Annotated in this window: 17 protein-coding genes; 4 read left to right on the top strand and 13 right to left on the bottom strand. The window is 33.4% G+C overall.

The window, feature by feature from the left end; all coding sequences use genetic code 11:
- Positions 1-38 precede the first annotated feature (38 nt).
- Positions 39-122 (bottom strand): YjcZ family sporulation protein, encoded by an 84-nt coding sequence (locus tag GW534_RS01945; RefSeq protein ID WP_161919441.1) that lies wholly within the window; start codon positions 120-122, stop codon positions 39-41.
- A 240-nt stretch (positions 123-362) separates the two neighbouring features.
- On the opposite strand from GW534_RS01945, the gene GW534_RS01940 reads away from it, so the two are divergent.
- Positions 363-1,301, top strand: coding sequence for a peptidylprolyl isomerase (locus GW534_RS01940; protein WP_161919375.1), 939 nt, complete (start codon positions 363-365; stop codon positions 1,299-1,301).
- A gap of 64 nt (positions 1,302-1,365) precedes the next feature.
- On the opposite strand, the gene GW534_RS01935 is transcribed toward GW534_RS01940, so the two are convergent.
- The 5 genes from GW534_RS01935 to GW534_RS01915 form a co-directional block, all read right to left on the bottom strand.
- Positions 1,366-1,551, bottom strand: coding sequence for a sporulation YhaL family protein (locus GW534_RS01935; RefSeq protein WP_161919374.1), 186 nt, complete (start codon positions 1,549-1,551; stop codon positions 1,366-1,368).
- 157 nt (positions 1,552-1,708) lie between these two features.
- The gene (yhaM, locus tag GW534_RS01930; protein ID WP_161919373.1) at positions 1,709-2,653 is read right to left on the bottom strand and encodes a 3'-5' exoribonuclease YhaM; all 945 of its coding nucleotides are present in this window, start codon (positions 2,651-2,653) and stop codon (positions 1,709-1,711) included.
- A gap of 71 nt (positions 2,654-2,724) precedes the next feature.
- Complete coding sequence (locus GW534_RS01925) at positions 2,725-5,676, bottom strand: AAA family ATPase (RefSeq protein ID WP_161919372.1); 2,952 nt, start codon at positions 5,674-5,676, stop codon at positions 2,725-2,727.
- The gene (locus tag GW534_RS01920; RefSeq protein ID WP_161919371.1) at positions 5,673-6,899 is read right to left on the bottom strand and encodes a metallophosphoesterase family protein; all 1,227 of its coding nucleotides are present in this window, start codon (positions 6,897-6,899) and stop codon (positions 5,673-5,675) included. Before GW534_RS01920 ends, GW534_RS01925 begins: the two co-directional genes overlap by 4 nt.
- A gap of 288 nt (positions 6,900-7,187) precedes the next feature.
- The gene (locus tag GW534_RS01915) at positions 7,188-8,783 is read right to left on the bottom strand and encodes a M56 family metallopeptidase (RefSeq protein ID WP_161919370.1); all 1,596 of its coding nucleotides are present in this window, start codon (positions 8,781-8,783) and stop codon (positions 7,188-7,190) included.
- A 338-nt stretch (positions 8,784-9,121) separates the two neighbouring features.
- Between GW534_RS01915 and GW534_RS01910 the strand changes: the two genes are divergently transcribed.
- On the top strand, positions 9,122-9,307 hold the full coding sequence (locus GW534_RS01910) for a YhzD family protein (RefSeq protein ID WP_312854618.1): 186 nt from the start codon (positions 9,122-9,124) through the stop codon (positions 9,305-9,307).
- Positions 9,308-9,429: 122 nt separating this feature from the next.
- On the opposite strand, the gene GW534_RS01905 is transcribed toward GW534_RS01910, so the two are convergent.
- From GW534_RS01905 to GW534_RS01880, 6 genes are all read right to left on the bottom strand, one after another.
- Positions 9,430-10,608: an NAD(P)/FAD-dependent oxidoreductase gene (locus GW534_RS01905; RefSeq protein ID WP_161919368.1), complete on the bottom strand. Its 1,179-nt coding sequence runs from the start codon at positions 10,606-10,608 to the stop codon at positions 9,430-9,432.
- A 65-nt stretch (positions 10,609-10,673) separates the two neighbouring features.
- The gene (locus GW534_RS01900; RefSeq protein WP_161919367.1) at positions 10,674-11,105 is read right to left on the bottom strand and encodes a DUF1641 domain-containing protein; all 432 of its coding nucleotides are present in this window, start codon (positions 11,103-11,105) and stop codon (positions 10,674-10,676) included.
- Positions 11,106-11,523: 418 nt separating this feature from the next.
- Positions 11,524-13,140 (bottom strand): long-chain fatty acid--CoA ligase, encoded by a 1,617-nt coding sequence (locus GW534_RS01895; RefSeq protein ID WP_161919366.1) that lies wholly within the window; start codon positions 13,138-13,140, stop codon positions 11,524-11,526.
- Between the two features lie 273 nt (positions 13,141-13,413).
- On the bottom strand, positions 13,414-14,277 hold the full coding sequence (locus GW534_RS01890) for a Cof-type HAD-IIB family hydrolase (protein WP_161919365.1): 864 nt from the start codon (positions 14,275-14,277) through the stop codon (positions 13,414-13,416).
- A gap of 126 nt (positions 14,278-14,403) precedes the next feature.
- Positions 14,404-14,745: a YlbF family regulator gene (locus GW534_RS01885; protein ID WP_161919364.1), complete on the bottom strand. Its 342-nt coding sequence runs from the start codon at positions 14,743-14,745 to the stop codon at positions 14,404-14,406.
- A gap of 131 nt (positions 14,746-14,876) precedes the next feature.
- On the bottom strand, positions 14,877-16,016 hold the full coding sequence (locus GW534_RS01880) for a DUF445 domain-containing protein (protein WP_161919363.1): 1,140 nt from the start codon (positions 16,014-16,016) through the stop codon (positions 14,877-14,879).
- A 230-nt stretch (positions 16,017-16,246) separates the two neighbouring features.
- Between GW534_RS01880 and GW534_RS01875 the strand changes: the two genes are divergently transcribed.
- Positions 16,247-17,620, top strand: a complete 1,374-nt coding sequence (locus tag GW534_RS01875; protein WP_161919362.1) for a YheC/YheD family endospore coat-associated protein — start codon at positions 16,247-16,249, stop codon at positions 17,618-17,620.
- A gap of 58 nt (positions 17,621-17,678) precedes the next feature.
- Here the strand turns inward: GW534_RS01875 and GW534_RS01870 are convergent, their stop codons facing one another.
- Entirely contained in the window at positions 17,679-17,921 is a 243-nt protein-coding gene (locus GW534_RS01870; RefSeq protein WP_161919361.1) for a hypothetical protein, read from the bottom strand.
- 249 nt (positions 17,922-18,170) lie between these two features.
- Here GW534_RS01870 and GW534_RS01865 point away from each other — a divergent pair, with 249 nt between their 5' ends.
- Positions 18,171-18,383 carry an alpha/beta-type small acid-soluble spore protein gene (locus tag GW534_RS01865; protein ID WP_161919360.1) on the top strand — a complete coding sequence of 71 codons (213 nt, stop codon included), beginning with the start codon at positions 18,171-18,173 and terminating at the stop codon, positions 18,381-18,383.
- Positions 18,384-18,462: the final 79 nt, after the last annotated feature.

Below are 18,462 nucleotides of genomic sequence, written 5' to 3'. Positions count from 1 at the left end.
ATTTCAAAGCTTTACATTTTTAAATTTAGGTCGATTCATTATAGATATGAACACCCTACAATTATTAACAAAATGAACAATACGACAATTAACACGAAGGAATTACCGTACGAATGAGACATCTGTCATACCTCCTTTTTCGAATTCGTTATATCCTATGTTATCCGTGCTAAAATGACTGAGGAAAACACCCATTTTTTTAAAAAAATGAATTATTAGTAACATAAAACATGAAACATTCACATTAAAATTAAACAACTTTTCCATTAAAGTGACATTTATTCTATATTTAAGTTATGATATAGTGAAATTTGTGGTAAAATTAGACAAGTACGCAATTTAAAATAGGAGTTGTTTAATTTATGAAGAAAAAATTAATGTTAATTTTTGCTCTAACTGCCGGTATTTTACTTTTAGCCGGATGTAATAATGATAATAGCGGTGGCAAAACACTGATTGAAACAGAATCAGGTACGATTACGACAGAGGATTTTTATAATCAAATGAAACGTATTTACAGTACCGATACAGAAACAATTTTAAAAGATATGGTGTACCGCCAAGTATTAGCTGACAAATACGAAGTATCTGAAGAAGCTGTGGAAAAAGAATTACAAAAGTTTATTGATGAAAACTTCGGCAGCCAAGAAGAATATGAAAAATACATTAAGGATTACAACATTAATGAAGAATCTTTAAAAGAAGATATCGAATATATGCTTCTTCAAGAAATTGCCTTCACAAAAAATATTGATGTAACTGATGAAGAAGTTGAATTAGAATATTTATTCCAAACAAAAAACGTTTCAGCGAGCCATATTTTAATTGCCTATGATCAAGAAGGTAGTGAATCTGAAGATGGTAAAACAGCAGAAGAAAAGCTTACTGAAGTAATGGAAAAACTAAATGCTGGTAAAGATTTTGCTGAAGTCGCTAAAGAATACTCTGAAGACCCAGGTTCTGCTGAAAACGGTGGAGATTTAGGTGTATTAGATCCAAATCAATTAGTTCCTGAGTTTTCAAAAGCAGCCTTCCAATTAAAAGAAGGTGAAATGAGTGAACCAGTTGAATCTGACTACGGATATCATATTATTCTTGTAACTAAAGTTGAAGATAAAGAAAATACAAAGCCTCTTGATGAAATTAGAGAAGACATTGAATTAGAAGCAAAAATTCGTAAGATGGATCAAGATACAATTCAAAAAGAATTAAATGAGTTAATTAAAGATGCAGATGTGAAAATAAAAGACAAAGACTTTAAAGATTTGTTTGAAAAAGATAATACAAATCAACTTGGATAAAAAATATAGGGCTGTCCTTGGACAGCCCTATATTTTTTGCTTTTTTTACATTTATGCTAATCATTTATCCCTCAGAAGATAATTTCTTTCTTCTTTCTTTTTCACGTTCCATCCGTTCAATAAAAATTTCTCCTTCCATTTCCGCTTCTTTCATTTCAAACTCTTGTTCTTCACGGTTCGTACGGATGGTCATATACGCACTAAAAACAATTCCGGCAACGACTAACCAAATCCAAAATGGCACGTCCACTTTTACTCCTCCTTTTACTTTGAACTTTATACTATCCTATTAAAAGAATGAGATTAATATACCTACCATTTTGGATTTTAAATTCATAGAATGTTATAGTAGCTTAATTTATATGACTGAAATGGCGTTAACTAAACCTATAATCTAACACATATTATTAATCTTGAAAACTTGGTTTATAGAAGGACCGATTGTCTAAAGCAAATACGCGTTCTGAAAATTCACCAGGTTTCGTTTTATCAAGGGCACGATTAATCATCGTAATTTTCGCATCTAAATTATCAATAAAATGAAGTACTTCTGCTTCACGGATCATTGGTGGTTTCGGACTTCCCCATTCAGCTTTACCGTGATGAGCTAACACCATATGTTGTAAAACTACAACCTCTTCCCCTTCGATTTCAAGTTGTTCAGCCGCTTTACCAATTTCCTCAACAATGATCGTAATATGCCCTAATAGCGTTCCTTCTAACGTATAACTAGCAGATACTGGGCCAGATAACTCAATGACCTTGCCCAAATCATGAAGAATGATTCCGGCATACAATAAATCTTTATTTAATTGCGGATACAAACTCACAAGTGATTTAGCAATATCAAGCATAGATACGACATGGAAAGCTAACCCAGAATAAAACTCATGATGATTTTTCGTTGCTGCTGGATATTCGTAAAATTTAGTTTCAAATTTTTTCAATAAATAACGAGTAATCCGTTGGATATTCGGATTTGTCATTTCAAATATATATTCATTTATTTTACTTTGCATTTCCTCTATTTCCAACGGTGCACGCTCAATAAAATAATCAATCGGAATTTGTTCTTGTTCCATTAAAGGACGGATTTTTCGAACACGTAATTGCTGTTTCCCACGAAAACTTTGCACGTCCCCTTGGATTTTTATAATTGTTTGATCCGTATAACGAAGTTCATCTTCTTCTGTTGCATCCCATAGTTTCGCTTCAATTTCCCCTGTTTTATCTTGTAAAATTAACGTAAGGAAAGGTTTCCCGTTACTAGCTATACCTTTCGTACTACTTTTAATTAAAAAATATTGTTCTATTTGTTCTCCAATTTCAAAAAAGCGAATCCCTTTATTCATCATATGCCTCCACTCTATTTTTTAAAATTATAACATAAGAATAATATTAGATATTTGGGATTAGTTTACAACTACTCTATGATTGTCATTTGGTCTTTCGGAAAATATTGTAAGTAGTCTTCATGACATGTGAAATATAAAATTTGTACATGTTGTGATAGTTTCCCTAATAGTTCCATCATTTTCACCTGTCGTGTTCCATCAAAATGAACAAATCCATCATCGATTAAAAATGGTAACTTTAATTGCTCACTCATCGTAATAGCTAAAGCAAAGCGAATGCTTACATACAACTGCTCACCTGTTGCTTGACTTAACTCTTTCGGTTCAAAAATCATTCCATCACGGCGTTTAACGTAAAGTAAGTCTTTCTCCTTATCTAGTTGAATTCGTTCATAATTTCCGTCTGTTAATAGAGAGAAATATTCAGAAGCTAATTCAATCACTTTAGGTAACTTTTCAACTTTATATATGTCCATACTTTTTTCTAGTGCATATTTTGCCGTTTGGTACACTGCCCACTTTTTCACACCTTCACGTAACTCAAACTTTTCTTGATGAAATTGATGAAGTAAGTCTGTATAAGTTCCGCCTTCTTCCATCGTTTCTATTTCATAAGATAATTGGGCCCGCTCTTTTTCTAACTGTTCAATTTCTTCTTGTAGCTGGTTTTTTTCCGCATCCATTCGTTCAAACTGTTGGCTCGTCAATTTCGCTGGAATTTGTTCCTGTGAATATGGCAATGGTATATTCGTATATAATAGCTGTTTTTCAATTGGTACTAATGCATTTTTTAATTGTTCAATTTGCTTTGCTTGCTCACCTTTTTTAATAAAAGATTCTTTTGTATCGACTTGAGCAACTTGATAAAGCTCTGCAATCGATTCCTCAATCGTTTTTAATTCGGTTTGAAGTGCTTGAATTTGTTCACCTATTTCTTCATATTTTTCACGTAAATGACTTTGCTTCGTTAATAATTCTAACTGTTCACTTAACATTTGTTTTAATAATAAAACTTGTTCTTGATAGTTGGTTCCTTTTAACTCTACTTGCTCGGCAAGTCTCTCTAATTTCGTTGCTTTCTCTTGAATATTTTTTTGTAACAGATTAAACTGCTTTACTAATTGATTTCGTTGTAAAAGCTTTTCTCGAAGTTGTTCAAGTCTTTCAAAGCTTTCCATGAGAAATTGTGTCGCCATTTGTTTTGGGAGATTATATTCCGCTCCAATTTTGAGCATCTTACTTTCATTGTTAACCCATTCAGTCTCCCATTGTTCGAAACTTTGAATTATGTTATCGAATTGATGATTTAAAGACCGGAGTTGAATTTCCTCAATTTCAATTTTCCTGAGCAAATCATTGTTTGCAGCAAGTTTTTGCTTCGCCACTTCGATTTCATTCAATTGCGGCTGAGCTTGGCTTACTTGTTGTTCCACTTGGGCCTTTTGCTTTTTTAAAGTATCAATAAAGGTGTTACCTTTCGGCCCTTTCCGCTTTGTAAAATAAAGGATTAGAAATATAATTGAAAGAACGAATAGATTGGCTGCTACCCCTCCGTACTGGAAGAAAAAGGTAAGTATCCCGGCTACTAAACTTATAATAAAACTTAAAAGAAAAACATTCGGTTTCGTATAAGCGTTGCTATCGCCATCTTTTTCAAACATCTGTATTTGTTTATTTATTAACTCCAATTCCTTTGATAAATCATTTTGCTTCTCATGATTCTCAATGAGTTGTTCGAACTCTTTTTGTTCATTTACTTTTAATATGCGGTTTCGTAATTGTTCGATATAGATTTCAGCCTCAATTAGTTTATCACGGCATTCTTCTTCTCTTTGTTCTAATTCCTTTTTCTTTTCAATTAAAAGATTTCGCTTTTCCGATAACTGTTTTACTTCATCTTTTCTAGCAAAACTTAGATTATATTGTAAAACTGATTCAACAGATCCTTGAAAACCTAAACTGCCTATTAATCTTTGAATTTCGTCATCCAGTTGTTGTAGTTGAACTTGTAACTGTTTTACTTTTTGTTCATCATTTCGATACGTCGGTATATCTTCAACGATTAGTTCAATTGAATCTTTATTCTTTATCACATCATCTTGTACATTTAAATTATCAATTTCAGCTTGAATTTGTTTTTGTTTCTCTAATAAAACCGATAACCGGTTTTGAATTGATTTTTTTTCATGTTCAAACCGTTCAAGTTTTGTTAAACCATCGTCAGGAAAGGAAATATTCCCAATTTCTTCAAGTTGTTGTACGATATTTTTCTTTTCGATTAATAACGGATATATACGATTCCACTCGCGTCCTTCTATAATGTTTGCTTCAAGTTGTTCAAGCCTCTCCCGTTTTGATACTAATTCATTTTTTACCGTCTCTAATTTATCAAGAAACTTTTCATATTGATCAATTTTTACCTTCGCTTCATTCAACTTCTTTTCTGTTTGTTTCAGCTTATTTAACTGTACATTCAGCTCTGGCTTCACACCAGTAGGTTTATATAATTTATCTAGCTCCTTTTGAATTAATTGCTCAGCTTCTAAAATCCGATCCGTTCCAACGGCACTTGTCGAAAATAAAAACTTACTTATCTCTTCACCCTTTAGCCGGTCAATTTGTTGTAAACCGTGGACATTAAATGAAAATATCGATTGGTACGTTTCCTTATCTATCCCGCCTAAAATTTCTTGTAATAATTCTTCTTCCCCTCTTGTACCATCTTCTAAATATACGGTTACATCACCGACTGCTTTTCCCTTTATCCGCTCAATCCGAACTTCTCCCCAATTGTCCATTTCGAGGGTAATTTGACCACCGTACTTTGAATTCATTTTTGGTTCATAACGCACTTCCGATTGTTGTCTAGTTGGAAAACCAAAAAGAATGCTATGGATAAAAGACATAATTGTCGACTTTCCCGCTTCATTTCTTCCAAAAACGATATGATATGGAGAAAATTTTAAATGGAATTGTTCAAATTTCCCGTAGCCGTATATCAAGATTTCTTTAATCCTCATCTGAAATCACCTCCTGCTCCTTTTAATAATTGGGCTAACAGTTGATCAGTTTCTTCTTTAATTTGTAATTCTTCTTCTTGTGTTAATGAGTCCAAATATTTTTTCACGCGCGGATTGTTAAAAACAAGAGACAAGGCATCTTGCAAATCCGCTTCTTGTAACTCTTTATGTAATGTTTTATAAAAGTCATCATTAACCGTATCTAACGTCGTATTTTGTCTTTCGATATTGATTCGATCAATCCATACAAAGGGACTATGATGTTCTTCTCCTTCTTGTAAGAGAGATAATAGTTCACCAGAGTTAAGAAAGGCTTGTACACTCGTATCTATTATCTCTTCCTTCATATTAATTTCTAAAAATAAATCAATATTTTTTACACGTAGTTCACTTTTTATATTTGTTAAAGTATTATATAAATCTTCAAAGGTTTTAAAAGGCTGATTCTGTTCAACTGTTTTTGATAGAAATTGAATGGAGGCTGTTACATAAAAATGTACATCTGTATTTAATTCATCCATTTCTACAATATAGCAGCCCTTTTCACCTCGTTCATTAAGATGCCTTCCTTGAATATTTCCAGGATAAATTACATATGGATGTTTATGTAAAATTTCACGTTTATGAATATGACCTAAAGCCCAATAATCAAAGTCCTTCTCCAGTAGTTCTTCGAGGGAAAATGGGGTATAGGCATAATGATGTTGGTTGTTCGTATCATGGCCATGAAGAATTCCGATATGGAAATCAGCCCCACTTATTTTGTTATAATGCTGAATTTCTCGTTCAAACACATGTTTTTTTGGATAACTAAATCCATATAGATGGACCTTTTCCCCACTGTTCTTTTGAAAAGGAAGCATTTGTACATTAGCCGGAAACACATGAACATTTTTCGGTAAGGAAATCTTCGTCCAACTCCCTCCTAAATGATCATGATTTCCGTGTACAAGATAAGCAGGAATGCCCGCTTTATCTAACCGTTCCATTTCTCTCTTAAAATATAGTTGTGCTCGGATGCTTCGGTCCTCACCGTCATATATATCTCCAGCAATAATGATAAAATCAACTTTTTCTTCAATTGCTAAATCTATTATTTTTGTAAAAGATGCAAAAGTTGCGTTTTTAACTTTTTCATAAACCGTTGCAGGCAAAGTTGATAAACCGACAAAAGGACTATCTAAATGAAGATCGGCACAATGAAGAAATTTAATTTTTTTCAAAAAATCACCTCTTTTTCCTATATCAAAAAGCTCTCGCAACAATCGAATGTATGTTCTTTTATTATGCCATATTTTTTCCGAACATGCATTAATTAATATGTGGTACAGGGGTGGTACAGGGGGGGTGGTACAGGGGGACGGGTCCTTCGTACCAATTTCAATATTGAAACACCGGACCTGTCCCCCTGTACCGCTTCTTATGCAACAAAGGGACGGGTCCAATGTTCCACCTTCGAAAATGAAACACCGAACCCGTCCCCCTGTACCAAACACTAGGAAAAGTGCTTGTTACTTTGCAAAATATTTTATTACTTTATCAGGAATTGACTCTTTAAATCGGTCGACACACCAATTCTTCAACTTCTTCCTGTCCCAATTACAAAAACTTTCTTCCAACGATTGGATTCGCCAATACATCGGTGGATGGGAAAAAAATTGGAACTCTAGTAAACGAATAAACCATTTATCGCGATTTATTGATGACATCTTTTTATCAGAAGAATTTTCCTTTTCATCGTCTATATTATACTGTTCAGAATTTTCTATCGCCTCATCCTGTTTCATCGCTAATTGTTTTAAACTATTAGCCATCTGTACATTACCATCATCAAGTAATGTAGCCCCTAAATGATCGGCACGAACTTCCATCCATTGGGTAAATAAAGAATATATGGCAGGAAAAATCATCATTAATATCCAAACAACAAAGTAAAGGACCATCGTTTGTTTCTCAAAAAAATCTTTGAAAAGAAAAATAATCGCAATTACAATTCCCATACTTACAAAACGCATTAATTGACCAATTAATACATCTCTTTTCTTTACATGGATAGCCTCGTGGGCTAAAATCCCTTCAATTGCTTCTAATGGTAGTTTTAACGTTTCTGTCGTTAATGTAATTATCGAACGACCGATATTAGCTCCTGCAGCAAAGCCATTAAAATCTGCTGTTTCCGTTTGATATAATGTGATATTTGGCAAGTTAGCCCGCTTAAAAATTTTCCTTCCTACTTCCAATACTTCTTCATCCGTAATTTTTTCTACATCTAATGCAATTTTAATAATCCGATCTGAAATTAATAAATTAAAAATCCAAAATACGACTATTGCAGTAATCTTTATCCAAACTTCAACATTTAATAATGATAAAATCAAAAGCAATGTCGCATAGGCACCTACACCTTTTACAGTGACGGCAAAATAACCTTTACCTATAAGTCTTTTCAAGTTTTTCCGATGGTAAAATGGCAATACTTCTTTTTCATTTATCGCATCAGTACTTTCTTTCTGCTCACTAATGTCCGAAGAATCGCGATCAATGATTTCTAGCTGATTTTCAGGAATATTGATAAACACCTTTTCTCCCGGAAAAGAAATCTTCACGGTTCTCCCCATTTCCGTTGTAAAATCTGCGGTGCTATTAAACATCGTAAATAACGGAAATAACCTTAATACATCAACCCTAGAGTGAATTTCAATTTCTGTCGCTTCAGCCAACGGATATTTTTTCACATCAAAAACAGTTAAAACATAAAGGGAATTTAATTCTTCTTCATAATAAACACGTAAACTTGTAAAAACAATGATACGTTTGATCATTTCTAAAATGAGTTGGAATAGTCCAAAAAGGAGAATTAAAGAAATAATCGGATTTGGATTAAATATGAAATAAATGATTGATAGGCTTAACAATACAGTAGTAAAAAGTATATCGATTAAAAGACGAGTTACCTTTTTCTTTAACTCAACTTGACGATTTTCAGGACGATTCACAATTTCATTCGATAACTTTTTATTGTTTTTATTTCGTGTAAAAACAGTTGTAAACGTTGCCCACCCAAAAACAAGTAAGCTAATAGCTAAAGGGATTTCTAACATTTCCATTTTTATAAATATGTAAATAAGACCGGCAACGATTAATACCCCTTCAATAATACCTACAAATAATGATTTTAAAAATGATTTTAGTATAATTCCGATAATCCCGATCGCAAGCCCGATTATTAATAATAATATTTGATTACTAATGCCAATGATAAATTACCCCTTTCATATGTAACGTCGTATTTTTATTATAATAGATTAGCCAATATAAAACGAAAAAGTTTATAAAGGCTTAATTTTTGCAGGAATTTTAGAAATATTGTAGAATTTATCATATAGAGAAAATTATGATTTCACAAAGTATTTTCATAAGCGAATTGATTAAGGGGGGTAAAAATGTGGCTATTTATAAATGTACAGCTTTTGAAAAAAATGGGGAAAAATTATTAGATGAAGCTATTGAAGCAAATAGCGATGAAGAGGCAAAAAAACTAGCTGAACAATTATTAGCTGAAAAGAATTTATTAGATAAAACTCACCGTTGTGTATCTCCAGATGGAAGATTACTACTGTTTCATGTATAAATAAAAATCTCACCTTGATTATAAAGTAAATTTCTTTTAACTCCTGCAAAGAATTTAACATGTTAATTCAGATAGTTTAGTAAAATACAAACCGGATAGGCAATGCCCATCCGGTCAAATGGTTAATATACGTAAGCGAATAAACCTTTAATATGAGATAAATAACGTGCATTACTAGCTTCTTTTAATAACATAGCTGGTAAGCCTTTAAGTTGAGTTTGATTGTCGCCAACTTTTGCTACTGCGTATTTGCGGCCAAGACTAGCTAATGTACCAGAATCAGTTGGATTGAATTTTTCCATCGGCTTATTGTTAAAGTATGCAAATAAATTATAACCAACTAATTCACCCATTTGCCATGCATTTTGTGCTGTTGGCGGATATGGACGACCATTTGGAGCCATTGCAACTGCACTATCACCTACAACAAAGACATTGTCAAAGTTTGTGGATTGTAAGTATTCATTTACTGATGCACGACCACGGTTTAATTCTAAGCCACTATCAGCTAGAACTGGGTTACCAGCTACACCACCTGTCCATACAAAGGAATTTGTTGTAATTGTGCTACCATCACCTAGAGAAACAACATTTCCTTCTACACTTGTTACAGCTACACCGATTAAGAATTCAACACCACGGTCTTCTAAACTCTTTTGTGCGACTTCAATTAACTCATCAGGTAAAACTGGTAAGATTTTTGGTCCGGCTTCAACAAGTTTTAGTTTAATTTCTTCACGTGGAATGCCAAGTTCTCTTAGGTACTCAGGTAGTTCGTCAGCTAATTCACCAACTAGTTCAATACCTGTTAAACCGCCACCACCAATTAAAATTGTAGCATCTGCTGGATCTTTTGTTTCTGCATATGCTTTAACACGTTCTTTAATATGTTCGCGAATGTTGTGGGCATCTTCCACAGATTTTAATACCATACTGTTTTCTTCAAGCCCTGGAATTCCAAAGTATCCAGTAACACTTCCTAAACCAACAACTAATGCATCATAAGATAAAGTATCGCCATTTGAAAGTTTTACTTGTTTATCTTCAACGGAGAAAGATTCTACTTCAGCAATAACGATATCGATATTTTTACCTTTAAAAATTTTCTTTAATGGTAAAGCAATACGTTTTTCAGAAACATTTCCTGCAGCTAAACGATGTAATTCTGTAATAATTTGATGTGTTGGATATTTATTAACTATCGTAATTTTTGCTTCATCTTCTGTTAAATATTTACGAGCCGTTAAAGCGGTTAATACACCACCGTAACCTGCGCCTAATATAACGATATTTTTTGACATTGTATAATCCCCCGCTTTTCAATGTGTATTATTATTTGCTCATATTATTTTTTAACGTTCCCATATTATTTTTTTGCATTCTCTGCAGAAACTTGTAGATAAGCGTTTAAGAAACGGAATAATTTCTGTGCTTGAGGATCTTTTAACATTTTTAACAAGCCAAAAATACCAATTACTTCTTGGCTTTCTTCTGCACGGTCTTTTGCTTCGATCACATTTGCTGCTACTTGTTTAACTGAATTTGTTACCGGTCCAACAAATTCTTTCATCGCACCAATTGTATCTTGTTGTAGTCTTTCATCCGTTACAAGGGACTTTACTGTTTCAGTTGACTTCGCTAAAGTTGTCACAAGTTCTGTCAGTTGTGGAAGTAATGCAACTAAAGTCGTTAATGACTTTTGTACTTCTGGCTTTAATAATTGATCTAATAATTCACGCTCATCTTGAATCCCAGTTGTTTGAGTTTGTACGTTCTCTTCTTCCAATACTTTTGACATTTCCCTTTCTCCCTTCATTTTGTATTCAACACGATTAAGGTATGATTAAGGTATATAATAAAAAATGATATATAACTAAATAAGGCCGTCTTGCAAACCCTTTCAATTTTTAACTCCCTTGTTTCGTTTTTCACAAACTTCCCTATAAAATTTTTATATACCTTATAATAATTAAAGTTACCTCTCTTCAATATTATGATAACCTATTTTTCTTTAAAAATCAAAAAAACTTTTCATAAATTAGACAAAATTACATAGCATTTTTTAACAATTTTAACACAGTGAAATTTAATTAACACAATTCTTCAGAAAATAATTCTTATTATTGTAAAAAAGGAGCAATCCATTGCATCTTAATGACGATAGAATGCTCCCTTTAAAACCTTTCTTTACAACCGAAACATTGAAATCATTAATTTTATTTTCCAGATAACATTCCTTTAACTTGTTCACGCAATGCACGCTTTAAAAACTTACCTACGGAAGTTTTTGGTATTTCATCCATAAAAATTAGTTCATCCGGTAACCACCATTTTGCAAATTGTGGTTTTAAAAAATCAATCAATTCTTCTTTTGTCACTTTATCTTTATACGCATCTTTTAACACAACACAGGCGACCGGTCTTTCTTGCCACTTTTCATGAGGTACTGCAATAACTGCTGCTTCAAACACAGCCTCATGGGCCATTAATGCATTTTCTAAGTCAACAGATGAAATCCATTCTCCACCGCTTTTAATTAAATCTTTTGTCCGGTCTACAATTTTAACAAATCCGTGCTCATCAACCGTAACAACATCACCTGTGTGAAGCCACCCATCTTTAAAAGCTTCCTTCGTTCTTTCATCATTATGGTATTCTGAAGCAATCCAAGGGCCACGTAGGCAAAGTTCACCCATTTCCTTTCCATCCCATGCCACTTCACCATTTTGGCCGATGACTTTCATTTCTATTCCAGGAACTAAAATCCCTTGTTTTGCCTTCAGATCATATCTTTCTTCTTCTGGTAACTCGTCATGTTCTGATTTTAATTTGGCAGCCAATGCTAACGGCGTTGTTTCTGTCATACCGTAAGCATGCATAAACGGAATATTAAATGTCTTTTCAAAGGTTTTAATTAAACCTTTTGGTGCAGCAGAACCACCACATAATAGACCACGAACACTTGATAAATCATAATTTCCTTCCTCTAACTCTTTAGCTACACCTAACCAAATAGTTGGAACACCTGCAGATAGTGTCACTTTTTCTGATTCTAATAACTCTACTAATATTTTCGGTGTGAAAAATGGTCCTGGTAGTACGATATTTGAACCAAACCACACACTAGCAAATGGAAGACCCCAGGCATTAACATGGAACATTGGTACAACTGGCATAATTGTATCCCGCTCACTAATGGCACCTGTATCAGCCAAACCTAGGACTAAGCTATGAAGAACAATGGCACGATGAGAGTATAGAACCCCCTTTGGATTTCCGGTTGTTGCCGATGTATAACACATTCCTGCTGGGTCATTTTCATCTAAGTCTGTTACAAATTCAAATTTTGCATCCCCATCTTTAATTAACTCCTCATAGGAATAAACTGGTGATAAACTCGTTTCCGGAAGCTCTTCTTTGTCACTCATTACAATAAAGGCTTCAACGGATGTTAATTGATCTTTCACCTTTTCAATAAGCGGAAGAAAATCATCATCTATTAATAAAACTTTATCTTCAGCATGATTGATAATATAAATAATATGTTCCGGAGATAGGCGAATATTTATCGTATGTAACACGGCACCAATTCCGGGAATAGCAAAATACGCCTCTAAATGCCTATGATGATTCCACCCTAAAGTACCAATTCGCTCTCCCTTTTCCACCCCTAATTTTGCTAAAGCACTTGCAAGTTTTCTTGTTCTTTCACCAAATTCTTTGTACGTAAACCGTTGAATCCCAGCTGACGTACGTGAAACTACCTGTTTATTTGGAAAAAACTTCTCTGCTCGCTCAACCATTTGTGAAATTAATAATGGTGTATTTACCATATTTACCCCTCCCCTGTAAACGTTTACATTTCGAATATTAAAAATAATATTTCCATTTAAACATATTCTACAAAAATTATAAAATCCCTTCATAAATTTTTGATTTTAATCAGTATATTTTTTTATGGGGGTTGTCCAACAGGTAAAAAATAGAGGGAGTTGGCGGCGACTCCGACGGGACAAGCACGAGCTGAAGACCCCACAGGAGTGTAGCGACGAGGAGGCTGAGGCCGTGCCCGCGGAAAGCGTCCGCCAACGAAACGAACAATTAATTTATTTTTTTATAATATTCATTTTTTCTAAAAAAGATAAAGGCTGTTGTTTTCGAAAATGTTCTTTAACCATATAAGCTACACCGTGTTCATTATTAGACCTTGTTACCCAATCTGCAGCATCTTTTACCGATTTTGGCGCATTCCCCATCGCAACGCCTAAACCTGCTGCCTCAATCATTTCTTTATCATCCAAACCACTACCAATAACAACCGTTTCTTTTAATGAAATTTTTAATTGGTCACAAAGATAAAGCAATCCTGTTAATTTTGAAATGCCTCTTGGCAAAATAATTAATTGGTTACCAAACTGATTAATGTTTACTTCATAAAACATATTTTGTAAAGCTAGTTTTGCTTCAGCTACGTCCGCTTGATTATGGAAAACAACTTCAATATGTGTTGGATGAACTTGTTCACTAAATAAATAATCACTTACTTTGTTAACAAATTGGTGATGATATGCTGAGAAACTATTCGGGTCAATTACAGTGCGTGATAAGCGTTTTTGTTTCGGTGGGACATTGCTAACTGATAATTTTTCATTAACGATGCGGATATGCGTATGATAATTTTCTAGAAATTGTACAATATCGTTAACCGTTTCATCATTTATTCTTCTTACAAAGGATGGCTCATCATTATTTTGTGAAATATATGCTCCGTGATGGGTTACAAGTAGGGAGTCTAGTTTTAATGCTTTCGCTATTCTTTTTGCAAAAACAAAATTTCGAGATGTTACAAGAGTAACAATCACTTCCCTAGATTGAACATACTCAACCGCTTCCTTAACAGATTTATTCAATTTTTGTTTATCATGAAGGATCGTGCCATCAATATTCATCGCTAGTAAACGATAAATCATGAACAAGCCCCCCTGCCCGATCTAGATGTATATATAAAATATTTATGAAAGTCGCATTTATAATAGAACAGGGAAAAACAATAAAAAAACAGGATCACTACCGATCCTGTTCATTATCGTAAAGTATTAATCGTTGTATAACTCTTCTAAAGGCTTCATTACGATTTGGTTAATTTGTTGAATAACATTACTCATTTGTTGTTCAGCTTCTAATAATGCTGAAATTTTTTCATTTTGTTGCACAGCGACAACATGTTCTTGTGCTTGAATGATTTCTTCTTGTGTAATTTCTTCACGTTGCATTTGTTTTGTTTGTAAAGTAAATTGTAGATTACGGAAATCATCAAATAATTTTTTTGTTGCTTCATCTGCATATACATTATCGTATTGCTGTTTTAAATGCGCAAATTCAGCACTTTCACGAATTGTTTGTTCTAACGCTTTAGCGGAATCTAAAATTGTTGCCATAAAAAAACCTCCAAAATTATCGAATTGGTTACACACCAGTCAATTTACTATAACAAACTATGATAAAAAAAGCGAGGGCGTGCTTCCCTTTTTCTAAATGGATTTTCTAGGTTGTACTTTCACATTTCTTTTCAATTTAAAAATATAGCAATAATACCTTGTACGATCCCGATAATACCACCTAGATATGCACCAAGATATGTAATCATTTTTAATTCTCTTCGACTTAGACCAATAACTAATTCTTCTAAACGCTCAGTAGGAAACGTATCAACTTGGTTTTTGACGAGTTGTTCTATTTCTAACCGCTCCATTAATTTTCCAACATGTAAACTCAGTATATGGATGCCTTTAGCTAAACATTCAGGGATAACGACTTCGATAAGTTTCGCTTGTAATTCATCCGTAGGAAACGAAGAAACTGGTCGATCTAACCATTTTTGAAGTGACAATTTTCCTCGGATTTGTTTCCAAACATTTTCTTCCCAATTTCCTTCAACGAATTTATTCATTGTCTCTTCTAAAGTCCAGTTTTTCACTTGTTCTAACTCGTTTTGTAATAATTGCTGAATGGCTTCCTTTGTTTGTTCATTATTTGCCATCTTCACTAATTCTTGTTGTATCCGGTCAGCAATATTTCGATTATCTAAGAAGCTTTGGATAATACCAGCAAACATACCACGACCTTCAAAAAAACGATCTACATTTTGTTTAATCAGTTCATACCCTTTTGGGCTCATAATAAAAACTTTAAACTTACTAATAATAATGTCTGTCGCTTCATCTACTTTTCCATCTACTTTTTCCCATACAGATTGAGGAATCAACTCAGCTAATTTTTTCTCGTTATTTTCACTTTTCCAATCCCCGTATTTTTCTTGTAACCAATTAACTATTCTTTCTTCAGCTACATGACCAACATTTTTTATTCCAATGCGATGAAGAATATTTTCGATTGATTCTTCCGTTTTGAAAAATGACCGAACTTTATCGACGAAAAAACTTTCAATTTCGGAATAAATTTTTCCTTCTTTCAATTTCGTCTGTAATGTTTCTGGAGTTAGTAATTGCTCAACAACTAAACGTCCTAACTGATTAGACAATTCGTCCCTTCTTTTTGGAATTAGTCCCGGAGTAAAGGGTAAACGCCATTTGCCAATATATTTTGCTTCATACGGGCGAAATAACATTCTAATCGCTAATGAGTTTGTGGCCCCACCAATAATTGCACCAATGACTGCCATAAAAATAATAGTTAATATTGCTTCCATAAAATTTTCTACCTTCTTTATTTAATTTTTTAAATCCAACAAAATCACCAAATTGGGCGAATACACATATGATAAACAATGATAAAAGACTATAAGAAAAACTCTTTAACAATAAGTAAATACTGACTTATTATATCCTTTTCGATGGACATCGAGCAAATGATAGTGCGTAAATAACTGTTGTACAACTAAAATGAACATAAGCTTCACCAAGAAAGGTGTGTTCAATAATGAACAAGTTTTACCCAATTAAAATTATTCAAAATGAAAAAAGAATTGTCTTCTATCCACAGGAATTAAATCTTCAACCGATTCAAACGATTGCTTTTGGTAATTTAAGTGTTATCGGATCGGCAGAACCACATCAATCTAAGAAAAAAACAATCGAAATTAGTTCGTCTTTAGCTGAAGAGTTACACATTCCTGATTTACCGTTAAAACTTCATCTATTTGAAAAAGAAGGAACTTTATTTATCGGTCCGATTTTAGGTATTTTTACAGCGGGATTTACAAATTATCCTCATACACCCCTTGGCAATCGTTCAAGTTATTTTGCTAAACTTTTATCTTTACATGATCAAGTTGGAGTCTTTCCAATCGTTTTCGGACTTCAACATATTAACTGGAAACAAGGACTCGTAACGGGATATTTTTATTCAGAAAATAATTGGCAACAGGTTAAAGTCCCAATCCCTAATGTTATTTATGACCGCTTACCTAATCGTACGGTTGAGAATTTAAAAATGATTCAAGAAGTTAAAATGAAGCTTTCTGAAGAGTATGTCATACCATGGTTTAATCCTGGCTTTTTCAATAAATGGGATATATATGTAAAATTACGGAAAAATAATCAAATAAAACCGTTATTACCGAAGACCTTTCTTTTAACAGGGGCTGCCGTAATTGAGTCTGCATTAGAAGATTTTCATTACCTATATTTAAAACCAATCCACGGTAGTTTAGGGAACGGCATTTATCAAATAAAAAAATATAAAGAACATTATTATGTACGTTTTCGCGATGAAAATGATGAAACGTGCCTTTATAAATTTACGAAGCTTACTAACTTGATTAACTTCCTAAAAATTGACGAAAAGAAAAATAAATATATAGTCCAAGAAGGAATCCCATTAATTACGAGTGACAATCGGATGATTGATTTTCGTGTTCATACGAATAAAGATGAAAACGGTGATTGGATTGTAACCGCAATCGCGAGTAAAGCATCAGCACAATGTAGCCCTACGACCCATCTCCTATTAGGCGGTACTGTACAAACATTGCAGGAAGTATTCCCTGACGATGAAATACGTAAAAAAAATACAAAAAAATTAAGTCAAGCAGCCGTTGCCGTTAGTAAAGAACTTAATAAATATTGGGATGCAAAACTCGCTGAAATTGGGTTTGATATCGGGATCGACCAGAATGGGAAAGTTTGGTTGTTTGAAGCTAACGCAAAACCAGGACGGTTAATCTTTACTCATCCAAAGTTAAGTAAAAATGAACGTTATACACATAAACTCATATTAAAATATGCTGTAAATTTAACAAAATTAGTTATCGATAAACCTGAAAAAATCTTTCACGAACTAGTTTTACAATAATTTGATTACCGAAAATATCTAATAACGTTATCTCTTCTCAAGAATTGTATGTCCTTTGCTATTCTTGAACAAAATATACTTGTTCCTTTCCACAAGAAGGACATTGTAGTAGATGAACACATTGATGGTCGGCCAAATTATTTTCATAACCATCTTCTAATTTCATTAAATCAATATCCATATAAGGGCTATAATCATCATAATAATCGCTCACTTTTCCTTGATTTTCTAAATTAGTCGAGCAATTTTCACAAGTTTCCTGAACATTTGTAAATCCATTGCATAACGGGCAAATTGACATACGCAATCCCCTTTCTTTTTTCTATAGTTTGCCTCAAGTTGAAAAGATTATAATTTACGTAAAAAAATATACAAACAAACTACTATAGATTATAAAGTTAAACATTACCAGTAACTTGGAATGGATTACCACGTTAAAAAAAGTATATAAAGCTCGTTTTTTAACAAAATAAGTACCGTAATCAACAAAAATTAAAATGTTGATTACAAAAATGAGCTTGACGCTCTAAACTTAGGAGGAGATAACGTTATGGCACGTTCGAACAACAGTAACCAATTATTAGTAGCTGGAGCGGAAGAAGCATTAAATCAAATGAAATATGAGATTGCGCAAGAGTTCGGTGTAAATCTTGGAGCGGATACGACTTCTCGCGCAAACGGATCTGTAGGTGGAGAAATTACAAAACGTTTAGTATCAATGGCACAACAACAACTTAACGGTGGAAACTACTCACAAAACTAAATATATTGGCTTATCGGGGCTGTCTTCGTGACAGCCTCCTCTAATTTAACATTTCAGCAGCAGACATTTCCTCTTGTAG

The organism is Pallidibacillus pasinlerensis, from assembly GCF_009996845.1.
GTDB lineage: Bacteria > Bacillota > Bacilli > Bacillales > Caldibacillaceae > Pallidibacillus > Pallidibacillus pasinlerensis.
Note: the sequence above shows the minus strand (reverse complement) of the source record. Positions and strands in the feature narration are given on the sequence as shown.

Bases quoted from the DNA above. Each gene is read 5' to 3' on its own strand.
- GW534_RS01865 (WP_161919360.1), top strand. From the start codon at position 18,171: ATGGCACGTTCGAACAACAGTAACCAATTATTAGTAGCTGGAGCGGAA.
- GW534_RS01890 (WP_161919365.1), bottom strand. From the start codon at position 14,277: ATGATTTATCGTTTACTAGCGATGAATATTGATGGCACGATCCTTCAT.
- GW534_RS01915 (WP_161919370.1), bottom strand. From the start codon at position 8,783: ATGGAAATGTTAGAAATCCCTTTAGCTATTAGCTTACTTGTTTTTGGG.
- GW534_RS01895 (WP_161919366.1), bottom strand. From the start codon at position 13,140: ATGGTAAATACACCATTATTAATTTCACAAATGGTTGAGCGAGCAGAG.
- GW534_RS01905 (WP_161919368.1), bottom strand. From the start codon at position 10,608: ATGTCAAAAAATATCGTTATATTAGGCGCAGGTTACGGTGGTGTATTA.
- GW534_RS01945 (WP_161919441.1), bottom strand. From the start codon at position 122: ATGTCTCATTCGTACGGTAATTCCTTCGTGTTAATTGTCGTATTGTTC.
- GW534_RS01875 (WP_161919362.1), top strand. From the start codon at position 16,247: ATGAACAAGTTTTACCCAATTAAAATTATTCAAAATGAAAAAAGAATT.
- GW534_RS01870 (WP_161919361.1), bottom strand. From the start codon at position 17,921: ATGTCAATTTGCCCGTTATGCAATGGATTTACAAATGTTCAGGAAACT.
- GW534_RS01940 (WP_161919375.1), top strand. From the start codon at position 363: ATGAAGAAAAAATTAATGTTAATTTTTGCTCTAACTGCCGGTATTTTA.
- GW534_RS01900 (WP_161919367.1), bottom strand. From the start codon at position 11,105: ATGTCAAAAGTATTGGAAGAAGAGAACGTACAAACTCAAACAACTGGG.
- GW534_RS01880 (WP_161919363.1), bottom strand. From the start codon at position 16,016: ATGGAAGCAATATTAACTATTATTTTTATGGCAGTCATTGGTGCAATT.
- yhaM (WP_161919373.1), bottom strand. From the start codon at position 2,653: ATGAATAAAGGGATTCGCTTTTTTGAAATTGGAGAACAAATAGAACAA.
- GW534_RS01925 (WP_161919372.1), bottom strand. From the start codon at position 5,676: ATGAGGATTAAAGAAATCTTGATATACGGCTACGGGAAATTTGAACAA.
- GW534_RS01885 (WP_161919364.1), bottom strand. From the start codon at position 14,745: ATGGCAACAATTTTAGATTCCGCTAAAGCGTTAGAACAAACAATTCGT.